This window comes from Arthrobacter sp. G.S.26 (assembly GCF_050847375.1).
Taxonomy (GTDB): domain Bacteria; phylum Actinomycetota; class Actinomycetes; order Actinomycetales; family Micrococcaceae; genus Arthrobacter.
The window spans coordinates 1,775,450-1,792,506 of the sequence record NZ_CP193752.1 but is presented as its reverse complement, the minus strand read 5'-3'; the positions used below and the strand labels follow the sequence as shown (position 1 = coordinate 1,792,506).

Sequence of the window (17,057 nt, the reverse complement as noted above, 5' to 3'; positions counted from 1 at the left end):
CTTCATTGCTTCACTCCTCGCAGTACGCTGTAGCGCTCGACCACCGAGACCGAGCGGAGCGAAACCGGGCCACCGTCGCGGTAGTCCCAGGTTTGGTTCAGCACCAGCCCGGCCAGCCTCGTCGCTGCCGCCATTTCACGCGACCCCAGCACGTGCATGCGGAATTCGCCAGCTCCATGTCGTGCCGGACCGACAAGATCGCCGAATTCGTGCGCTTGCCTCCGGACGATAGCGAGCACCTGGCCGACCCGGTGGTAGCTGCGGCCCAGATGTCGGGTGACGATGACCTCGCCGCCAGGCTCGACCACCCGCGCCGCCTCTGCCAATGCCTGGCGACGGCGGGCGGCTGGAAGGATTGACTCGAGCATGTGGTATCCCAGGAGGGCTGCACCGAAGGTCCCATTCGCGAACGGCAGCGCGGCGGCATCCGCTTGCACGACCCGCACATCGGGGTGCCGTTGGGCGAGCAGCTGCAGGGGCGTCTGGGCATAGTCGACGCCTACCCACTTCGAGGGACTAGTTCCTTGTGCCTCGTACATTCGTCCAGCGCCGCAGCCCACTTCGATCACCGTCCCAGGCACCTCACGGAGGATTTCGCAGATCCGATCCTCGCCGAGCGTGACCGGATCGTTTAGATATCCCTGCGCACTTAGCGGCGAGTTGTAAAACTCGATGTTGTTCCGTGGACCGACGCCGATCAAAGCCCCTCCCGAATCTCGCTGACAAACTCGTCGACTAGGTCCTGCCGTCGCCGTCGAAGGCTCGACGGAGCCCCGGAAGGGGGATTATAGAACGGTCGGTCGGGTACCCGGTCGGTAATGAGGACGCGCACCGTGGGGACGGGACCACCTGCACGTGAAACCGAAGAAGCGAGATGTGCGGACTCCATGTCAACGACATCGGCCCCCGCCAGCTCAGCCGCTCCGGCGTCGTAGGCAGCGAGCAGGTGAGTTGTCGTCACGATTGTGGTGTTGCGAGTGCCACCCGTGAGGGGGTGCTGCATTCTGCTGCCAAGGAGGCGTGTAGCTGAGGGCTGCACGATGTCGCCGATCTGGATAGTCGGGCTTAGTGAACCGGCATACCCTAGCAGCTCAATTCTAGTTGTCGCTTCCGTACAGAGCCCGAGGTCGGCCACCCCGCCGCCCTGCGGTATGAGCACGACCTCGACCTCGCCTAACGTCGCCCGCCTCCACCAGGAGGTGCCGTTGTACTCCCGCCACCCAGCGAGCAGCAACGCCTCGAAAATCGCGGGAATGGGTGTCACAACGAGCAGCTGGCCAAACGGGTGAGAACCGACGAGTTGGGCCCGGACCCGTTCCGCACGATCGCTCATACGGCCGCCTCGAGTTGCGCGAGCGGAATAATGCAGCGCTCCGGGTCGGTGGCGCGGAGCCGGTCGAGAGCTTCGCAGTACCCATCAGCGATGGCCCGCAACGACCCGTCGGTGAGGTTTCCGAGCGTAAAGCGAGCCGGATCAATCTTGTATAGCCAGGAGCAAGGGCTCACGTTGCCAAGCGGGTCGATGTGCAGCAGCCGTTCGCGAGCGGGACAGCCTCGAAGGTTTCGCTCACCGTCGAAGCCAAAGCTGTAGTCGAATGCGATCTGGTCGCCGTAGGCCAAGTCGAGACGGCGCACCTCTTGCTCGAGGATTTGTGCTTGCGATGCCGCGAACAGCAGCTCCGGGTGGATGGTCGCGCGGCCGACACTCACTACTGAGTGGATAGAGAGGTCCGACACCCCGAGCCCGGCGAGATGTTCGACGAGTGTCTCAAGCGAGGAGATGTTTCCTGGGGTAACGGTTGCGCTGACTCCGACATGCAAGCCGGCCTCCACTGCGCGGCCGATCCCGCTCATGGTCCGCTCAAACGCGCCCTTTTTGCGCCGGATGAGGTCGTGATGCGCGGCAATTCCGCCGTCGACGCTTACGCTGAGCTTGGCCAGTCCGACACGGACCAGATGATCAAGGATCTGGTCAGTCAGCCGATACCCATTTGATGCCAAGTGCACTCGGACACGGGTGGTATCGATTGCGTCAAGCATGTCAAGGAACCCGTCGCGGAGCAGCGGCTCCCCCCCAGAGAACTGAACTTTCTCAACCCGGGCATCAGCGAGTTCGGCGGCTGCAGCAATTAGCACCTGAGTCGATGGCTCAGCGGATCGATCTACATCCGGCCCCGAGGTGGTGCAACAGTGATCACAGAAAAGGTTACAAAACCGGGTAATCTCCCACGTCACTTGTCGCCCGGTGGAAGGCGGACGGAACCGGCAGGTCGTTTCGGCGCTCATAGCTCCCCATTCCAGAACTTCGCGGCTTGTACGAGGGGCTCAGTGGCAAGGACCGGAACCTCTGGGCTGTGCTGCGCTCCCTCCGGATCCGCTGCCAGCACAGAGCTGAAGTACGCGGCGCAAGACACCCCCCAATATACGCAGCAGGCTGCGAGCTCGCGATCGGTGGGCCCCCGGTCTGCTCCGAGCATCGCGGACAGTTCGCGCATGAGTTCCAGTCGCTGTCCAGTGTCAATCTGAAGCGAGGGGTTAAACGCCATGCGGACGATGTCGAAGCCGGGAAGATCGTCACCGTACGACTCGAAGTCGATGGCGTGGAGGGCGCCGTCGTCGACCAGCACGTTTAAGGGGTGAAAGTCACCGTGTATCCGCCGAGGCTCCTGGGTCGAGAGCAACTCGAGCACCACGTCGGCACTAGGGAGCGCCTTAGCAATGGGATGTGCAGAGACAGCAGCGCGTGCGACGTGGAAGCTCTCGCGATCCTGTTTGAGCTCGGAACCAGCCGGGAGATCCAGTAGCTTTCCGAATAGCGGTGCTACCCCATTGAGGAGGGATGCCTGCGATCTAGAATCTAGATCGCCGAGGCGACCACCACCGCACTCTTCGGTGATGAGCACACGATTGTCGATCTCGACATGTCGGAGAAGCGGCGCACTTCCAGCCGGCGCTGCCCTATACACGTCGAGTTCGCACTCGAAATAGCGATCGTGGCCGGGCGCAAACGCTTTTACGAACCAACGCGAACCATCCATCCCATGCAGGGTCCCGAGCAGGTGATCAGCCTGACGCGGCGTCCTGCGGACCTCCAAGCTGGCACCGTCGCCAGCCCAGGCCAACGCCGCGGCCGACGCGTTCTCTTCCCAAACCGACCGATGCGCGCTGCCGGTGCTCATCAAGTTCTCCCTGGGGTACGCGAGGTAGATATATTCCGCAGCTGACGGGTTTCTTGATCCTATGCCACGTGGCGCTCCTAAATGCCTTTTTGTCCAAAAGGCACGATTTGTGAATCCGCCGATAATTAGCGGCGTGTTCGTAGCGCTAATCGTCACCCTAACTCCGGTAATCGATCGCTCACCGGTAGGACAGATTGCTAAATGCAGCCAACCTACTTGGGCTCTTGACCATTGCGTGAGGTCGCGATGGGCTAACTGGGTTAATGCGCGACGGCACAACTCGTTAAGTGCGAGCGGAACTAACCGGGTTCGGCGATACCTGGGACTGCCCCGGCTTTTGTTGACTCGGGGTCTTAGGCCGCTGTGAGCGCGGTCCGGTTGATTGTTTCATATTCGATGGGCGTGAGTTTGCCCAGCCGTCTTTGCCGTCGCCGGCGGTGGTAGGTTCTCTCGATCCAGGTTGTGATGGCCAGCCGGAGGTCCTGTCTGGTGAGCCATCGCTGACGGTCCAGGACGTTCTTCTGCAGCAGCGAGAAGAAGGACTCCATCGCGGCGTTGTCCGCGCACGCACCGACCCTGCCCATCGATCCGGTGAGCCCGTGGCGACGGAGCGATTCAACGAACCGGCGTGACCGGAACTGCGACCCACGGTCGGAGTGGACCACCGTTCTTTCCGGTCTTCGTGCCTGCACCGCGTTCTCCAGGGCAGCGACGGCAAGAGAGGACTTCATCCGCGAGTCCATCGAGTAGCCGACGATCCTGCCGGAATAGACGTCCTTCACCGCGCAGAGGTAGAGCTTCCCCTCGGCCGTGGGGTGTTCGGTGATGTCCGTCAGCCACAGCTCGTTCAGCGCCGCGGCGGTGAAATCCCGCTCGACCAGGTCGTCGTGAACCGGCGGCCCGGGTCTGCGGTTCAGCCCACGCTTCTTCGAGAACACCGACCAGATGCCGTGGTCCCTGCACAGGCGCTGGACCCTGTTCTCGCCCGCTGTGATGCCTTTCCCGGGTAACTCGTCGGCGATGAACCGGTACCCGAACGCCGGGTCGTCGGAGTGGATGTCAAGGGCGGCGTTGACGAGGTGCGCATCGATCCAGTCCCGTTCCGTGACCGGGTTGGCCTTCCAGCGGTAATAGCCTTGCTTGCTAAATCCCAACACCCTGCAGGTCACCGCCACGGGAACACCGTCGGCGGCAAGATCCGTGACCAGCGGGTAGATCATTTTGGGTTGATGTCCCTGGCCAGATAGGCAGCCGCCCGGCGCAGAATCTCGTTCTCCTGCTCCAGCAGGCGGTTCCGCTTCTTCAACTCCCGCACCTCAGCCGACTCCGCCGCCGCTGGGCTGGTCCCGGAGTCCTTACGCTCAGCGATAGCGATCCAGCGCTTCAACGTCGTGACCGAAAGCCCAAAATCCTTCGCAATCTGCGCCAGCGGCGCCTCGCCCTTGCGGGCCACATCAATAACATCCTGGCGGAACTCCGCCCCATAAGCCGTGGGCATGGTCAACATCCTTCCACGAGCACAAGCTCGCTAGGTCAAGGAGTCAACAAAACCGGGGGCAGTCCCTTCCTTGCGCTGATCGTCGCTGAGCTGCTGTGCGCCCTTCTGCCAGGCGTCGTTGAGAGCGACGATGTGGTCGATCTGGACGTCGGAGCTGGCGTCTTGGCCGCGGGTGAAGTTAATGGTGGTGCCGGTGTACTTATCGGCCAGGGTTCCTGTCATGACCACGCAGTTGTTGGTGCCTGGCTTGAACGTCTCGTTCGTCATGTCGCGGGCGAGGATGTCGTTGCGGGTGTCGCAGCCGTTGCGGTCAACGTCAACCCAGGCCGGTCCAAACTCATCGCGGGTGTAGCCGGTCTTCGGAGCGCGCCCCTTCACCGGAATGCTCTCCAGTTGTACAAGGGCGTTGGCGGCGTCACCGCCAGGGGACGGCGCATCGGCGGCGACGCCTGGAGCAGCCTCGATGATTTCGAAAGCGTTGGCTGCAGCGTCACAACCTCCTAATGACCCAGCCAGCATCATTGCGGTGACAGCGGTCAGGACTTTGGCGGGAGAACAGGTGGTCTTCATGGTCCTTCTGGTTACAGGGCGTTGTTCCACGCTAGCTTTGACCATCACCTGCCGCAGGCAACCGGGTCCGTGGTGCCTGCCACACGTCCGCGCCCTTAGTACTCCGCGGAAGTCCGCTACGGCTGCCACCAGTTGCCTAAACTGTTCGAACCATCGCCCTCACGGGAAACGTCACGCTTACTCAACGCGCAGTAGCCAGTCTGACTTTGGACCGAGTACCGATGAGCCTTTCCTTCGTCACGGGCCCACTGCCAGAGAGCGAGGAACCAGTGCTGCCAGGCAGGATCTCACTCAACTTTGCGATTTCCAAGATGTGTTCCGAGGTGAAAATGATCTTTCCCTTTCCCCAGCAAGCGTGAGGGAAGCGCCCACTAGTTGCGCCATCGCGCAACCAGGACTCTGTGCAGTGCATCAGCGCCGCAGCTTCTGCGGGCTCAAAGAATTCGATGTCCACGGCAACTCCCAAGGAATGGTGCAAGTTTCTCAGATTCATGCACTCCGGAGGATTTACCGACATGACCGAAGGCCTAATGGGGCAATCCCTCGCATTTTGCCTGTGCATCCAGGCCGACGCACTGTAGACGCAGTCAGCGGAGAAAAGCCCTTATCGACCGCTCAGTCGCGTCAGCACCTGCCTGCAGCGCCTCCGGCATCAAGTGCCCGTACACCTGCTCAGTAGTCCGCGTAGAAGCATGCCCCAGCCGGCGCGAGATGGTGAACAAGGGCACCCCGTCCTGGATCAGCCAGGACGCGTGGGTGTGGCGGAGGTCGTGGATGCGGGGGTTCTTGGTCAGGCCAATTGCCTGGGCGGTGCGAACGGCAGGCACCCAGTAGTGGTGCCAGTAGAGCTTGTGGATGATGCGCTCGCCCTTGGGCGTCGTGAACACAAGTTCCTTCCCGGGCTTGCTCGCCACCAACGGGATCAGCAATTCCACAAGCGCGGGGTTCAGCCCGATGGTCCGTTTACCGGCACCTGTCTTCGTCGCCCCAATGTAAAACTGGTTCTGGCCGTCCCGTTTCCAGGCTTTGTTGATCCGGGCCGTAGGCGGTTTCGAGAGCAGGTCGACGTCAGCGACAGTTAGGGCGGTGGCCTCCCCGAAACGGGTACCGGTCATGACCAGGAAGTTCGTGAAGGCCTTGTACCGCTCCCCCATCCCCTCCATGATGAGGCTGAACTCCGCATGGGTGAGGAACATCGCCTCGTCCTCGGCCTTCTCAACGCCCGGTAGCTGCACCCCACGGCAGGGGTTCCGCGTGATGTAGCCGAGCATCTCCGCCGTATTCATGGCTGCCGAGATCAGGCCATGCACGTTGTGGATAGTCTTCGGGGCCTTGCCCTTCGCCATCATCGACTTCACCCAGTGCGCGATCAGCCGGTAATCGAGTTTGTCCACGGGCACGTGGCCGATGACGTTCCGGATATGCAGGTCCAGCATCGACTGGTACGTCTTCGTGGTTCCGCTCGACGGGCGGATCAGCAGGTCGATGTGCTCCTGAATGACTTCAGCAACGGTGGGTGTGCGCTTCTCGTTGGAGAGAATGGCATGCTGCGCGATTTCGAACGACTGGCCGTTGGCGTCGAGAAGCCTCTTCAGGGTTTCAGCTTCGACGATCGTGGCAACTGTCAGGCCCTGCTGCTCGCGGCTCTTCGGGTCCCGCCACAAGACCATGTAGGACGACGAGCCGTCCTTTTTGGTGCGTTTCCGAATGCTTGCCACACCAAAAACGGTACGCCGCTGTCAACACTTTGGGCCCTTTTGTCAACACTCAAAGAGGAAACAGGCCCTTGACCTGCGAAAATACTGTGCCCGAGGTGGGACTCGAACCCACACACCTTTCGATACCGCATTTTGAGTGCGGCGCGTCTGCCAATTCCGCCACTCGGGCGCGGAATACACGGAGGGGAACGGAAACCCCACGAAGGAACTGTGAGCAACGCGATCACTCCATGTACGCGGAATTACTCTACATGCAGATAGGCTGAATCCCAGAATCGCGCCGCTGACGCCGCAATTGACCATGCAGGCCATGTACAGCAGCGGTGGCACCTAAGATAGTGATGTCCCGCCGTACCTTTCCAAGGAGATCCCGTGACTGAACAGACGGAGTCAAAATCCACGTCCCAGCCGGCGCGCCGCGTCATTGTGGCTGAAGACGAAACCCTTATCCGCCTCGACATCATCGAGATTCTGCGCGGCGAAGGTTATGACGTTGTGGGCGAGGCGGACAACGGCGAAAAGGCGGTCCAGCTCGCCGAGGAACTCAAGCCTGACCTGGTCCTGATGGACGTGAAGATGCCCGTCATGGACGGCATCTCCGCCGCCGAGAAGATCGTCAAGGCCCGCATCGCCCCCGTGGTGCTGCTGACGGCCTTCAGCCAGAAGGAACTGGTGGAACGGGCCCGCGACGCCGGCGCCATGGCCTACGTGGTGAAGCCCTTCACCCCGGCGGACCTCATCCCCGCCCTGGAGATCGCCCTGTCCCGCCACGAGGAGATCAAGGCCCTCGAAAGCGAGGTTTCCGACCTTCAGGAGCAGTTCGCCACCCGCAAGCTGGTTGAGCGCGCCAAGAGCCTGCTGACCACCAAGATGGGCCTGACGGAACCGGAAGCATTCCGCTGGATCCAGAAGACCTCCATGGACCGCCGCCTGAGCATGCGCGAAGTGGCCGAGACCATCATCAACCAGGTCAACTAAGGCCGCAAAGAACACCAGACATAAAAAGGGAAGGTCCCCGCCGCGGCGGGGACCTTCCCTTTTGTGTATCGGAAGCCTGCTAGGACTTCTTCTTCTTTTCCGGCCAGGGGCCGAGCTTTTCCTTGTTGCTGGTCGCTTCGCCCGTGTAGGTCGAGTCGGCGAGGTCGCCCACCTTGTGCACCTTCAGCGAGTTCGTGGAACCGGCCTTTCCGGGAGGGGAACCGGCAGCGATAACCACCAGGTCACCGTCTTCCACCAGTCCCATTTCCAGGAGGCTGCGGTCCACCTGGGCGGTCATCTCGTCCGTGTGGTCCACCATGGGCACCAGCACCGGCTGGATTCCCCAGGTCAGTGCCAACTGGTTCCAGACCTGCTCCACCGGGGTGAACGCGAAGACCGGCTTGATGGGGCGCAGGCGGGAAAGCCGGCGTGCCGAGTCACCGGACTGGGTGAACGCACAGATGTACTTGGCGTCCAGCTGGTCGGAGATCTCGACGGCGGCACGGGTGATGGCGCCGCCACGGGTCTTGGGCTTGGTCCCCAGCGGGGGGACGCGCTCCAGGCCGTGGACCTCGGTGGATTCGATGATCCGGGCCATGACCTTGACGGTTTCGATCGGGTACTTGCCCACGCTGGTCTCGCCCGAGAGCATAACGGCGTCAGCACCATCCAGGACGGCGTTGGCGCAGTCGGAGGCCTCCGCGCGGGTGGGGCGCGGGTTGTCGATCATGGATTCCAGTACCTGGGTTGCCACGATGACCGGCTTGGCCCAGCGGCGGGCCAGCTCGATGGCGCGCTTCTGCACGATCGGCACTTCCTCAAGGGGAAGCTCCACGCCCAGGTCGCCACGGGCCACCATGATCGCATCGAACGCGTCGATGATCTCGGAGAGCTGCTCCACGGCCTGCGGCTTTTCGATCTTGGCGATCACCGGCACGCGGCGGCCTTCTTCGTCCATGATCTCGTGCACGCGGACAATGTCCTGCGCGTCGCGGACGAAGGACAGGGCGATCAGGTCAACGCCGCGGCGCATCGCCCAACGCAGGTCGTCCTCGTCCTTTTCACTCAGTGCGGGAACGTTGACGGCAACGCCGGGCAGGTTGATGCCCTTGTTGTTGGACACCATGCCGCCGACGGTCACTTCGGTGACCACCTTGACGTTGTCCACGGCCGTGGCGCGCAGCGCCACCTTGCCGTCGTCGATCAGCAGCGCGTCGCCAACGTTGACGTCCTCGGTGAGGCTCTTCAGCGTGGTGGAGCAGATCTCCTTGGTGCCGGGGACGTCCTCGGTGGTGATCGTGAAGACATCACCGACGGCGAGGGCGTGCGGGCCATCAACAAAGCGGCCCAGGCGGATCTTGGGACCCTGCAGGTCGGCCATGATGGCAACCGGCTTGCCCAGGTCCGAGGCGGCCTTGCGGACGTTCTCGTAGGTGCTGTCGTGCACGGTGTAGTCACCGTGGCTCATGTTCATCCGGGCGACGTCAACGCCGGCTTCCAACACCGCCCGGGTGTTTTCGTAGCTGGCAATTGCCGGGCCGAACGTGGCCACAATTTTTGCGCGTCTCATATACCTACCCTATTGGTAACTTGCATTGGTTAAGTTGTCGTCGAGGTGAACCCTCGGTGCCTATCTACAGGACGGCGATGGCCCGGTCGGTGGGCGCCACGGGTGCCGGCAGGATGGTGCTGCCCATCAGGAACTTGTCCACGGCGGCTGCCGCGGCGCGGCCCTCGGCGATGGCCCACACAATCAGGGACTGTCCCCGGCCGGCGTCGCCGGCCACAAACACACCTTCGGTGCTGGTCATGTAGTAACCGTCGCGGGATACGTTGCCGCGGCCGTCGAACTCGGCATTCACCTGGTCGGTGATGCCTGCCTGCTCCGGGCCTGTGAAGCCGAGGGACAGGAACACCAGGTCAGCGGGGATGACCCTCTCGGTGCCGGCCTTGGGCAGGCGCTTGCCGTCCACAAATTCGGTCTCGGCAACCTTCACGCCGGTGAGTTTGCCGTCCTGCCCCACAAACGAAACGGTGGAAGCGAGGTACGTCCGCTCGCCGCCTTCCTCGTGGGCGCTGGCCACCTCGAAGAGGGTGGGGAACGTGGGCCAGGGCTGGTGCCCGGCGCGTTCCGCCGGCGGCTGCTTACCGATGGCCAGGGTGGTCACCGACGCGGCGCCGTGCCGGTGGGCGGTGCCCAGGCAGTCGGCACCGGTGTCGCCGCCGCCCAGGATGACCACGTGCTTGCCCTGCGCATGGATCTGGTTCTCGACGGACTCCCCCGCCACCACACGGTTCGCGGGCACCAGGTAATCCATGGCGTAGTGCACGCCGTCCAGGTCCCGGCCGGGAATGGGCAAGTCGCGGGGAACGGTGGCGCCGGTGCAAACCACGACGGCGTCGTAGCGCCTGCGCAGCTGCTCCCAGGTCACGTCGGTGCCCACCGCAACGCCGGTCCGGAAGCGGGTGCCTTCGGCCTTCATCTGCTCAACGCGGCGGTCAACCTGCTCTTTTTCCATCTTGAAGTCGGGGATGCCGTACCGCAGCAGGCCGCCGATCTTGTCGTCGCGTTCGTACACGGCGACGGTGTGGCCCACGCGGGTCAGCTGCTGGGCCACGGCCAGGCCGGCCGGGCCGGAGCCCACCACTGCCACGGTCTTGCCGGTCAGGCGTGTGGGCGGCAGCGGGGTGACCCAGCCGTTCTCAAACGCCTCGTCGATGATGGAAACCTCAACCTGCTTGATGGTCACGGCCGGCTGGTTGATGCCCAGGACGCAGGACGCCTCGCAGGGTGCCGGGCACAGCCGGCCCGTGAACTCGGGGAAGTTGTTGGTGGCGTGCAGCCGCTCAATCGCTTCCTCGCCCTTGTCCCGCCAGGTGAGGTCGTTCCATTCCGGAATGAGGTTGCCCAGCGGGCAGCCCTGGTGGCAGAACGGCACACCGCAGTCCATGCAGCGCCCGGCCTGGCTTTTCAGGACGCCCTTTTCCTGGGCCTCGTAAACTTCCTTCCAGTCCATGATGCGGACGGGAACGGGACGGCGTGGCTGGGTTTCACGCTGGCGTACTTTCAGAAATCCGCGTGGATCAGCCACCGGTCACCTCCAGGATTCGAGACCAAACTTCTTCGCCATCGGGGTCAAGGCCCTCTTCGATGGCGTCGAGACGGGTTTGCAGGACGGCCGCGTAGTCACGCGGCAGCACCTTGGTGATGCGGGCGGCGGTGTCATCGAAGTTCTCGAGGAGGCGCGCCGCCAGCAGGGAGTCAGTTTCTTCAACGTGCTTGACCAGCAGGCCATGCACAATGTCGCGGTCCTCGGCATCCAGCTCCTTGAGCTGGAGTTCCCCGGACTGCAGGGCTTCCTTGTTGACCCGGGCAGTGTCCAGGTCCAGGAGGTACGCGGTACCGCCGGACATGCCGGCGCCGAAGTTACGGCCGGTGCGGCCGATGATCAGCGTCTGGCCGCCGGTCATGTACTCGCAGCCGTGGTCGCCGATGCCTTCGACGACGGCCGTGGCACCGGAGTTGCGGACCAGGAAGCGTTCGCCCACCTGGCCGCGCAGGAACATCTCGCCGCTGGTGGCGCCGTAGCCGATCACGTTGCCGGCAATGACGTTGGTCTCGGCCTTGAACACGTTGGTGCGGTCCGGCCGGACAATGATGCGTCCGCCGGAAAGGCCCTTGCCCACGTAGTCGTTCGAGTCGCCGAACAGCCGCAGCGTGATGCCGGCGGGCAGGAACGCACCCAGCGACTGGCCGGCGGTTCCGTTCAGGGTCACGTCGATGGTGTCGGTGGCCAGGACGTCGGTACTGAACGTCTTGGTGACCACGTGCCCCAGCATGGTGCCCACGGACCGGTCGGTGTTGATGACGTCCACGTTGATCTTGACCGGGCTGCGGTCCGTCAGCGCCTCGGTGGCCATGGTGATCAGCCGCTGGTCGAAGTGCTTGTCCAGCTCATGGTTCTGGCCGGTCATGTTCCGCAGCGGGGCGTCGTCGTCAAACTCCAGCCCGTGCAGGATGGGGTCCAGGTCCAGGCCGTCGGCCTTCCAGTGGTCCACCGCTTCGCGGGCGTCGAGGACCTCGGCGTGGCCGATCGCGTCCTCAAGGCTCCGGAAGCCGAGTTCCGCGAGCAGTTCACGGACTTCCTCCGCCAGGAATTCGAAGAAGTTGACCACAAATTCGGGCTTGCCGGTGAAGCGCGCCCGCAGTTCCGGGTTCTGGGTGGCAACACCCACGGGGCAGGTGTCCAGGTGGCAGACGCGCATCATGATGCAGCCTTCCACCACCAGCGGAGCGGTGGCGAAACCAAATTCCTCGCCGCCCAGCAGCGCGGCGATAACCACGTCGCGGCCGGTCTTGAGCTGGCCGTCCACCTGCACCACCACACGGTCGCGCAGGCCGTTGAGCATCAGCGTCTGCTGCGTCTCTGCCAGGCCGAGTTCCCACGGAACACCGGCGTGCTTGAGCGAGTTCAGCGGCGAGGCGCCGGTTCCGCCGTCGTGCCCGGAAACCAGTACGACGTCGGCCTTCGCCTTGGTCACGCCGGACGCCACGGTGCCGATCCCCACTTCGGAGACAAGCTTCACGTGAACCCGCGCCGACGGGTTGGCACGCTTCGCATCGTAGATCAGCTGCGCGAGGTCCTCGATGGAGTAGATGTCGTGGTGCGGGGGCGGGGAGATGAGTCCGACGCCGGGCGTCGAGTGCCGCGTCCGGGCCACCCAGGGGTAGACCTTCTGCGCCATCAGCTGGCCGCCTTCGCCGGGCTTGGCACCCTGCGCCATCTTGATCTGGATGTCGTCGGCGTTGGTCAGGTAGAGGCTGGTCACGCCGAACCGGCCGGATGCGATCTGCTTGACGGCGGAGCGGCGCTTGGGATCAAGCAGCCGGTCCACGTCCTCGCCGCCTTCACCGGTGTTGGACTTGCCGCCCAGCTGGTTCATGGCAATGGCGAGGGTCTCGTGGGCTTCCTGGGAGATGGAGCCGTAGCTCATGGCGCCGGTGGAGAACCGCTTGACGATGCTGGAGACCGGCTCCACCTCGTCCAGCGGAACGGACGGCCGGTTGTCCTTGAACTTCAGCAGCCCGCGGAGCGTCATCAGGTTGGTGGACTGGTCATCCACACCCTTGGTGTACTGCTTGAAGATGTCGTAACGGCGCTCACGCGTGGCGTGCTGCAGCCGGAACACCGTCTCCGGATTGAACAGGTGCGGCTCGCCGTCGCGGCGCCACTGGTACTCGCCGCCGCCCAGGAGCGGGCGGTGGGGCTGCTCGATGCCGCCCTCGGGGTAGGCCATCTGGTGCCGGGCCGAAACCTCGGCGGCAATCACGTCGAGGCCCACGCCGCCCAGCTGGGAGTGCGTGCCGGCGAAGAATTCGTCCACCAGTTCCTGTCCCAGGCCCAACGCCTCGAACGTCTGGGCGCCGGTGTAGGACGCCACGGTGGAGATGCCCATCTTGGACATGATCTTCAGGACGCCCTTGCCGAGGCCCTTGATGAGGTTGTAGACGCCGTCCTGCGCCGTGACCCCGGTGACGTCGCCGGAGCTGATGAGCTGCTCCACGGATTCCATGGCGAGGTAGGGGTTCACGGCGGACGCGCCGTAGCCGATCAAAACGGCGACGTGGTGCGTTTCGCGGACGTCGCCCGCTTCGACCACCAGGGCGGTCTTGGTGCGGTTGGCGCTGCGCAGCAGGTGGTGGTGGACGGCGCTGACCAGCAGCAGGGACGGGATGGGTGCCCACTGTGCGTTGGAGTCCCGGTCGGAGAGCACAATGTACTGCACGCCGCGGTTGATGGCGCCGGAGACCTGCTCGCAGATTTCGGTGAGCCGGGCACGGAGCGCGTTCTCGCCGCCCTCGGGGCGGTACAGGCCACGGACCTTCATGGCCACGCGGTCGCCGTCGGGGCTTTCGATGTTGGCGATTTTGGCGAGCTGGTCGTTGTTGATCACCGGGAACGGAAGCTGGACCTGCGGCTGCCGGACCTGTTTGGTGTCCAGGAGGTTGCCGTTGGGGCCGATGGCGCACGTCAGGGACGTGACCAGTTCCTCGCGGATGGCGTCCAGCGGCGGGTTGGTGACCTGCGCGAACGACTGCACAAAGTAGTCAAAGAGCAGGCGGGGCCGCTTGGACAGCACAGCCACGGGGGTGTCTGAGCCCATGGCGCCCAGGGGCTCGGCGCCGGTGCGGGACATGGGGCCCAGCAGGATCTTCAGTTCCTCGGTGGTGTAGCCGAAGGTGCGCTGGCGGATGTTCACGGAGGCGGCCGTGTGGACCACGTGCTCGCGCTCGGGCAGGTCGTTGAGGTCGATCAGGTTGTCCTTGACCCATTCGGCCCACGGGTTGGCCGCGGCAACTTCTGCCTTGACCTCTTCGTCGTCGATGATCCGGCCGGCGTCCGTGTCCACCAGGAACATCTTGCCGGGCGAGACGCGGCCCTTTTTGACCACCTTGGAGGCTTCGACGTCGATCACGCCCACCTCAGAGGCGAAAATGATCAGCCCGTCTTCGGTGATCCAGAACCGGCCGGGGCGCAGCCCGTTGCGGTCCAGGGTGGCACCCACCAGGTTGCCGTCGGTGAAGGAAACGGCGGCGGGGCCGTCCCACGGTTCCATCAGCAGGGAGTGGTATTCGTAGAACGCGCGCCGGGCCGGGTCCATCGTGGCGTGGTTTTCCCAGGCCTCGGGGATCATCATCATGATCGAGTGCGTGATGGGGCGGCCGGACAGCCACAGGAGCTCGGCCACCTCGTCGAAGGACGCCGAGTCGGAGGCTCCGGGGGTGCAGATGGGGTACAGCTCTTCGGGGGAATCCCCCAGCAGCGGGTTGGCCAGCTGGGACTGCCGGGCGCGCATCCAGTTCCGGTTGCCCTTGACGGTGTTGATTTCACCGTTGTGGGCGATGGTGCGGAAGGGCTGGGCCAGCGGCCAGGACGGGAACGTGTTGGTGGAGAAGCGCGAGTGGACGATGGCCAGCTTGGTTTTGAACCGCTTGTCCGAGAGGTCCGGGTAGAACGGCTCGAGCTGCGCGGTGGTCAGCATGCCCTTGTAGACGATGGTGCGCGAGGACAGCGACGGGAAGTACACCCCGAACTTGTTCTGCGCACGCTTGCGGATCCGCCAGGCGCGGGAGTCCAGCTCGTTGCGGTCCAGTTCCTCGCCCGTGGCCGAGGCAAGGAACGGCTGCGAGAAGTAGGGCATGCAGGCGCGGGCCATGGCACCCACAAGGTCTGCCACGATTGGGACTTCGCGCCAGCCGAGGACGGTGAGGCCCTCATCTGCCGCGAGGCCTTCGATGCCGGCCTTGGCGGCGTCCGCTTCGCGCTGTTCAGCCGGCAGGAAAGCGGTGCCTGCCACGAACTGGCCGGGCGCAGGCAATTCGAATTCGGTGACCGCCCGGAAGAACTCGTCGGGGATCTGCATCAGCAGGCCGGCGCCGTCGCCGGTGCCTTCGTCGGCGCCAACGGCACCCCGGTGCTCAAGGTTGCGCAGGGCCGTGAGGGCGGCGTCAACAATGTCGTACCCGGGTTCGCCGCGGAGCGTGGCGATGATCGCCAGGCCGCAGGCGTCCTTCTCCTGCTCCGGGTTGTACAGCCCGCGTGCCTCCGGCAGGTTGGCGAAGCGCTTGAACGGCGAAACGGCAGCCTGGGACTGATCGGGTTCCGACCAGCTGGGCGTTGGTGTTGGGGTCATGGGAGACGTCCTTCCTCATGAAAGTGCGTATGGAAGGGACGCCATTGGCCCCACTCGTGTCCACGCCAAGTGACGGGCGCAACAAAGTGTTACTTACTGGAAATTGTAGGCCAGCACGGCCTGCTGAACTAACAGTTACGCAGGCCCCTGACCAAGGCCTGCCCCGGCAGCAGCTCTATGCTGTCCGGCTCGGCCCCATCCCACGACGCTGTGGATTCAGGGCGCTTCGAGCGGTGGCTCTGCTGCCCTGCCGGGCCGGACCGGTTACTTGCTGGTACCGGTGTCCGGCACGGATCCGGTGGCTGTGCTGCCGGAGCTTCCGGCAGCCGTGGCATTCGGTTCCGGCGTGGTGCCGGCCGGTGCCGCCTTGGCATCTTCCGTGGGGTCGGAAGCGTGCCTGGACCCGCTGTGGTTATCTGGGAGATTACCACGCGATTCACTATCTGAGACAGCAGAGTCCGGATTCCGGACCCCTGGGGATGCCGTCCCAACTGTTGTTCCGGCGTCGTCCGCTGCCGGTTCCTTGCCCGGCAGGAACACGCTGTCCGGCGTTGGCCTGCCCTTGAGGCCCAGCAGGATAAAGACCACCAGGGCCGCGACGAAGACAAAGATGCTGGTCCAGACGTTGAGTCGGGTGGTGATGCCGAAGAGGTTGATCTGCTCGGCGTCATCGATGCGCATGGCTTCGATCCAGACCCGGCCCAGGGTGTAGTACATGGCGTACAGCCAGAAGAGCCTGCTCCTTCGGAACCTGAACCTGCGGTCCAGGGCCAGCAGGATCACCACACCCACAAGGTTCCACAGTGATTCGTAGAGGAACGTGGGGTGGAACAGGGTGTCGGCGGCGTAACCCGACGGGAAGTTGGCGTTGTCGGCGTCCACCTGCAGTCCCCAGGGCAGCGTGGTGGGTCCACCGAAGAGCTCCTGGTTGAAGTAGTTGCCCCACCGGCCGATGGCCTGGGCCAGGAGGAGTCCAGGCGCCGCGGCATCCAGGAACGCCGTCAGCTTGACGCCGCTGCGCCGGCAGCCGATCCAGGCCCCCACAACACCGAGGACAACAGCACCCCAGATGCCCAGCCCGCCGCGTTGGATCTGCGGGATCAGGGAGAGGTCGCCGGTACCGTCGAAGCCAGGGCCGAAGTAGGCGTCCGGGGAGGAGACCACGTGGTAGAGCCGGCCGCCGATGATGCCGAAGGGGATGGCCCAGATGACGATGTCCCAGAGGCTCCCTTCCGGTGCACCGCGCCGGGCCCAGCGCAGCGAGGTCAGCCAGAGGCCCACCACAATGCCTGCGAGGATGCAGAGCGCGTAGGCGTGGATGCGCAGGGCGCCCCACGGGAGGGGAATGTCGAAGCCGGACCAGTCCGGGCTCGGAATGCTGGCGGGCACCAGGGTGGCCGCAGCCAGGAGGGTCTGCAT

Annotated in this window: 12 protein-coding genes and 1 tRNA gene; 1 reads left to right on the top strand and 12 read right to left on the bottom strand. The window is 64.1% G+C overall.

Annotation, left to right across the window (positions count from 1 at the left end):
* Positions 1-2: 2 nt before the first annotated feature.
* From ACRB8A_RS08140 to ACRB8A_RS08105, 8 genes are all read right to left on the bottom strand, one after another.
* Positions 3-701 (bottom strand): class I SAM-dependent methyltransferase, encoded by a 699-nt coding sequence (locus ACRB8A_RS08140; protein WP_157371062.1) that lies wholly within the window; start codon positions 699-701, stop codon positions 3-5.
* On the bottom strand, positions 698-1,333 hold the full coding sequence (locus ACRB8A_RS08135; RefSeq protein WP_432245932.1) for a hypothetical protein: 636 nt from the start codon (positions 1,331-1,333) through the stop codon (positions 698-700). Before ACRB8A_RS08135 ends, ACRB8A_RS08140 begins: the two co-directional genes overlap by 4 nt.
* Positions 1,330-2,286: a radical SAM protein gene (locus ACRB8A_RS08130; protein WP_082484472.1), complete on the bottom strand. Its 957-nt coding sequence runs from the start codon at positions 2,284-2,286 to the stop codon at positions 1,330-1,332. Before ACRB8A_RS08130 ends, ACRB8A_RS08135 begins: the two co-directional genes overlap by 4 nt.
* On the bottom strand, positions 2,283-3,179 hold the full coding sequence (locus ACRB8A_RS08125) for a phosphotransferase (protein ID WP_056600954.1): 897 nt from the start codon (positions 3,177-3,179) through the stop codon (positions 2,283-2,285). Before ACRB8A_RS08125 ends, ACRB8A_RS08130 begins: the two co-directional genes overlap by 4 nt.
* Positions 3,180-3,532: 353 nt before the next feature.
* Positions 3,533-4,677, bottom strand: a protein-coding gene (locus tag ACRB8A_RS08120) for an IS3-like element ISAcl2 family transposase (RefSeq protein ID WP_432244588.1) whose coding sequence is annotated in 2 segments (ribosomal slippage) — positions 3,533-4,401 and positions 4,401-4,677 — 1,146 coding nt in all. Because the reading frame shifts where the segments join, the coding sequence is not laid out codon by codon here.
* A 30-nt stretch (positions 4,678-4,707) separates the two neighbouring features.
* Positions 4,708-5,247: an HNH endonuclease family protein gene (locus tag ACRB8A_RS08115; RefSeq protein ID WP_432245931.1), complete on the bottom strand. Its 540-nt coding sequence runs from the start codon at positions 5,245-5,247 to the stop codon at positions 4,708-4,710.
* A 587-nt stretch (positions 5,248-5,834) separates the two neighbouring features.
* Complete coding sequence (locus ACRB8A_RS08110; protein WP_432245930.1) at positions 5,835-6,965, bottom strand: tyrosine-type recombinase/integrase; 1,131 nt, start codon at positions 6,963-6,965, stop codon at positions 5,835-5,837.
* A gap of 87 nt (positions 6,966-7,052) precedes the next feature.
* Positions 7,053-7,134: transfer RNA gene (locus tag ACRB8A_RS08105), tRNA-Leu, on the bottom strand.
* Between the two features lie 203 nt (positions 7,135-7,337).
* Here ACRB8A_RS08105 and ACRB8A_RS08100 point away from each other — a divergent pair.
* Positions 7,338-7,943: an ANTAR domain-containing response regulator gene (locus tag ACRB8A_RS08100; protein WP_050684085.1), complete on the top strand. Its 606-nt coding sequence runs from the start codon at positions 7,338-7,340 to the stop codon at positions 7,941-7,943.
* Positions 7,944-8,022: 79 nt separating this feature from the next.
* On the opposite strand, the gene pyk is transcribed toward ACRB8A_RS08100, so the two are convergent.
* The 4 genes from pyk to lgt form a co-directional block, all read right to left on the bottom strand.
* On the bottom strand, positions 8,023-9,513 hold the full coding sequence (pyk, locus tag ACRB8A_RS08095; protein WP_050684084.1) for a pyruvate kinase: 1,491 nt from the start codon (positions 9,511-9,513) through the stop codon (positions 8,023-8,025).
* Positions 9,514-9,577: 64 nt separating this feature from the next.
* Positions 9,578-11,035, bottom strand: a complete 1,458-nt coding sequence (locus ACRB8A_RS08090) for a glutamate synthase subunit beta (protein WP_432245929.1) — start codon at positions 11,033-11,035, stop codon at positions 9,578-9,580.
* A complete protein-coding gene (gene gltB / locus ACRB8A_RS08085) occupies positions 11,028-15,638 on the bottom strand; it encodes a glutamate synthase large subunit (protein ID WP_432245928.1) in 4,611 nt (1,536 codons plus the stop codon). Before gltB ends, ACRB8A_RS08090 begins: the two co-directional genes overlap by 8 nt.
* Positions 15,639-15,902: 264 nt before the next feature.
* Positions 15,903-17,057 carry a prolipoprotein diacylglyceryl transferase gene (gene lgt / locus ACRB8A_RS08080; protein WP_432245927.1) on the bottom strand — a complete coding sequence of 385 codons (1,155 nt, stop codon included), beginning with the start codon at positions 17,055-17,057 and terminating at the stop codon, positions 15,903-15,905.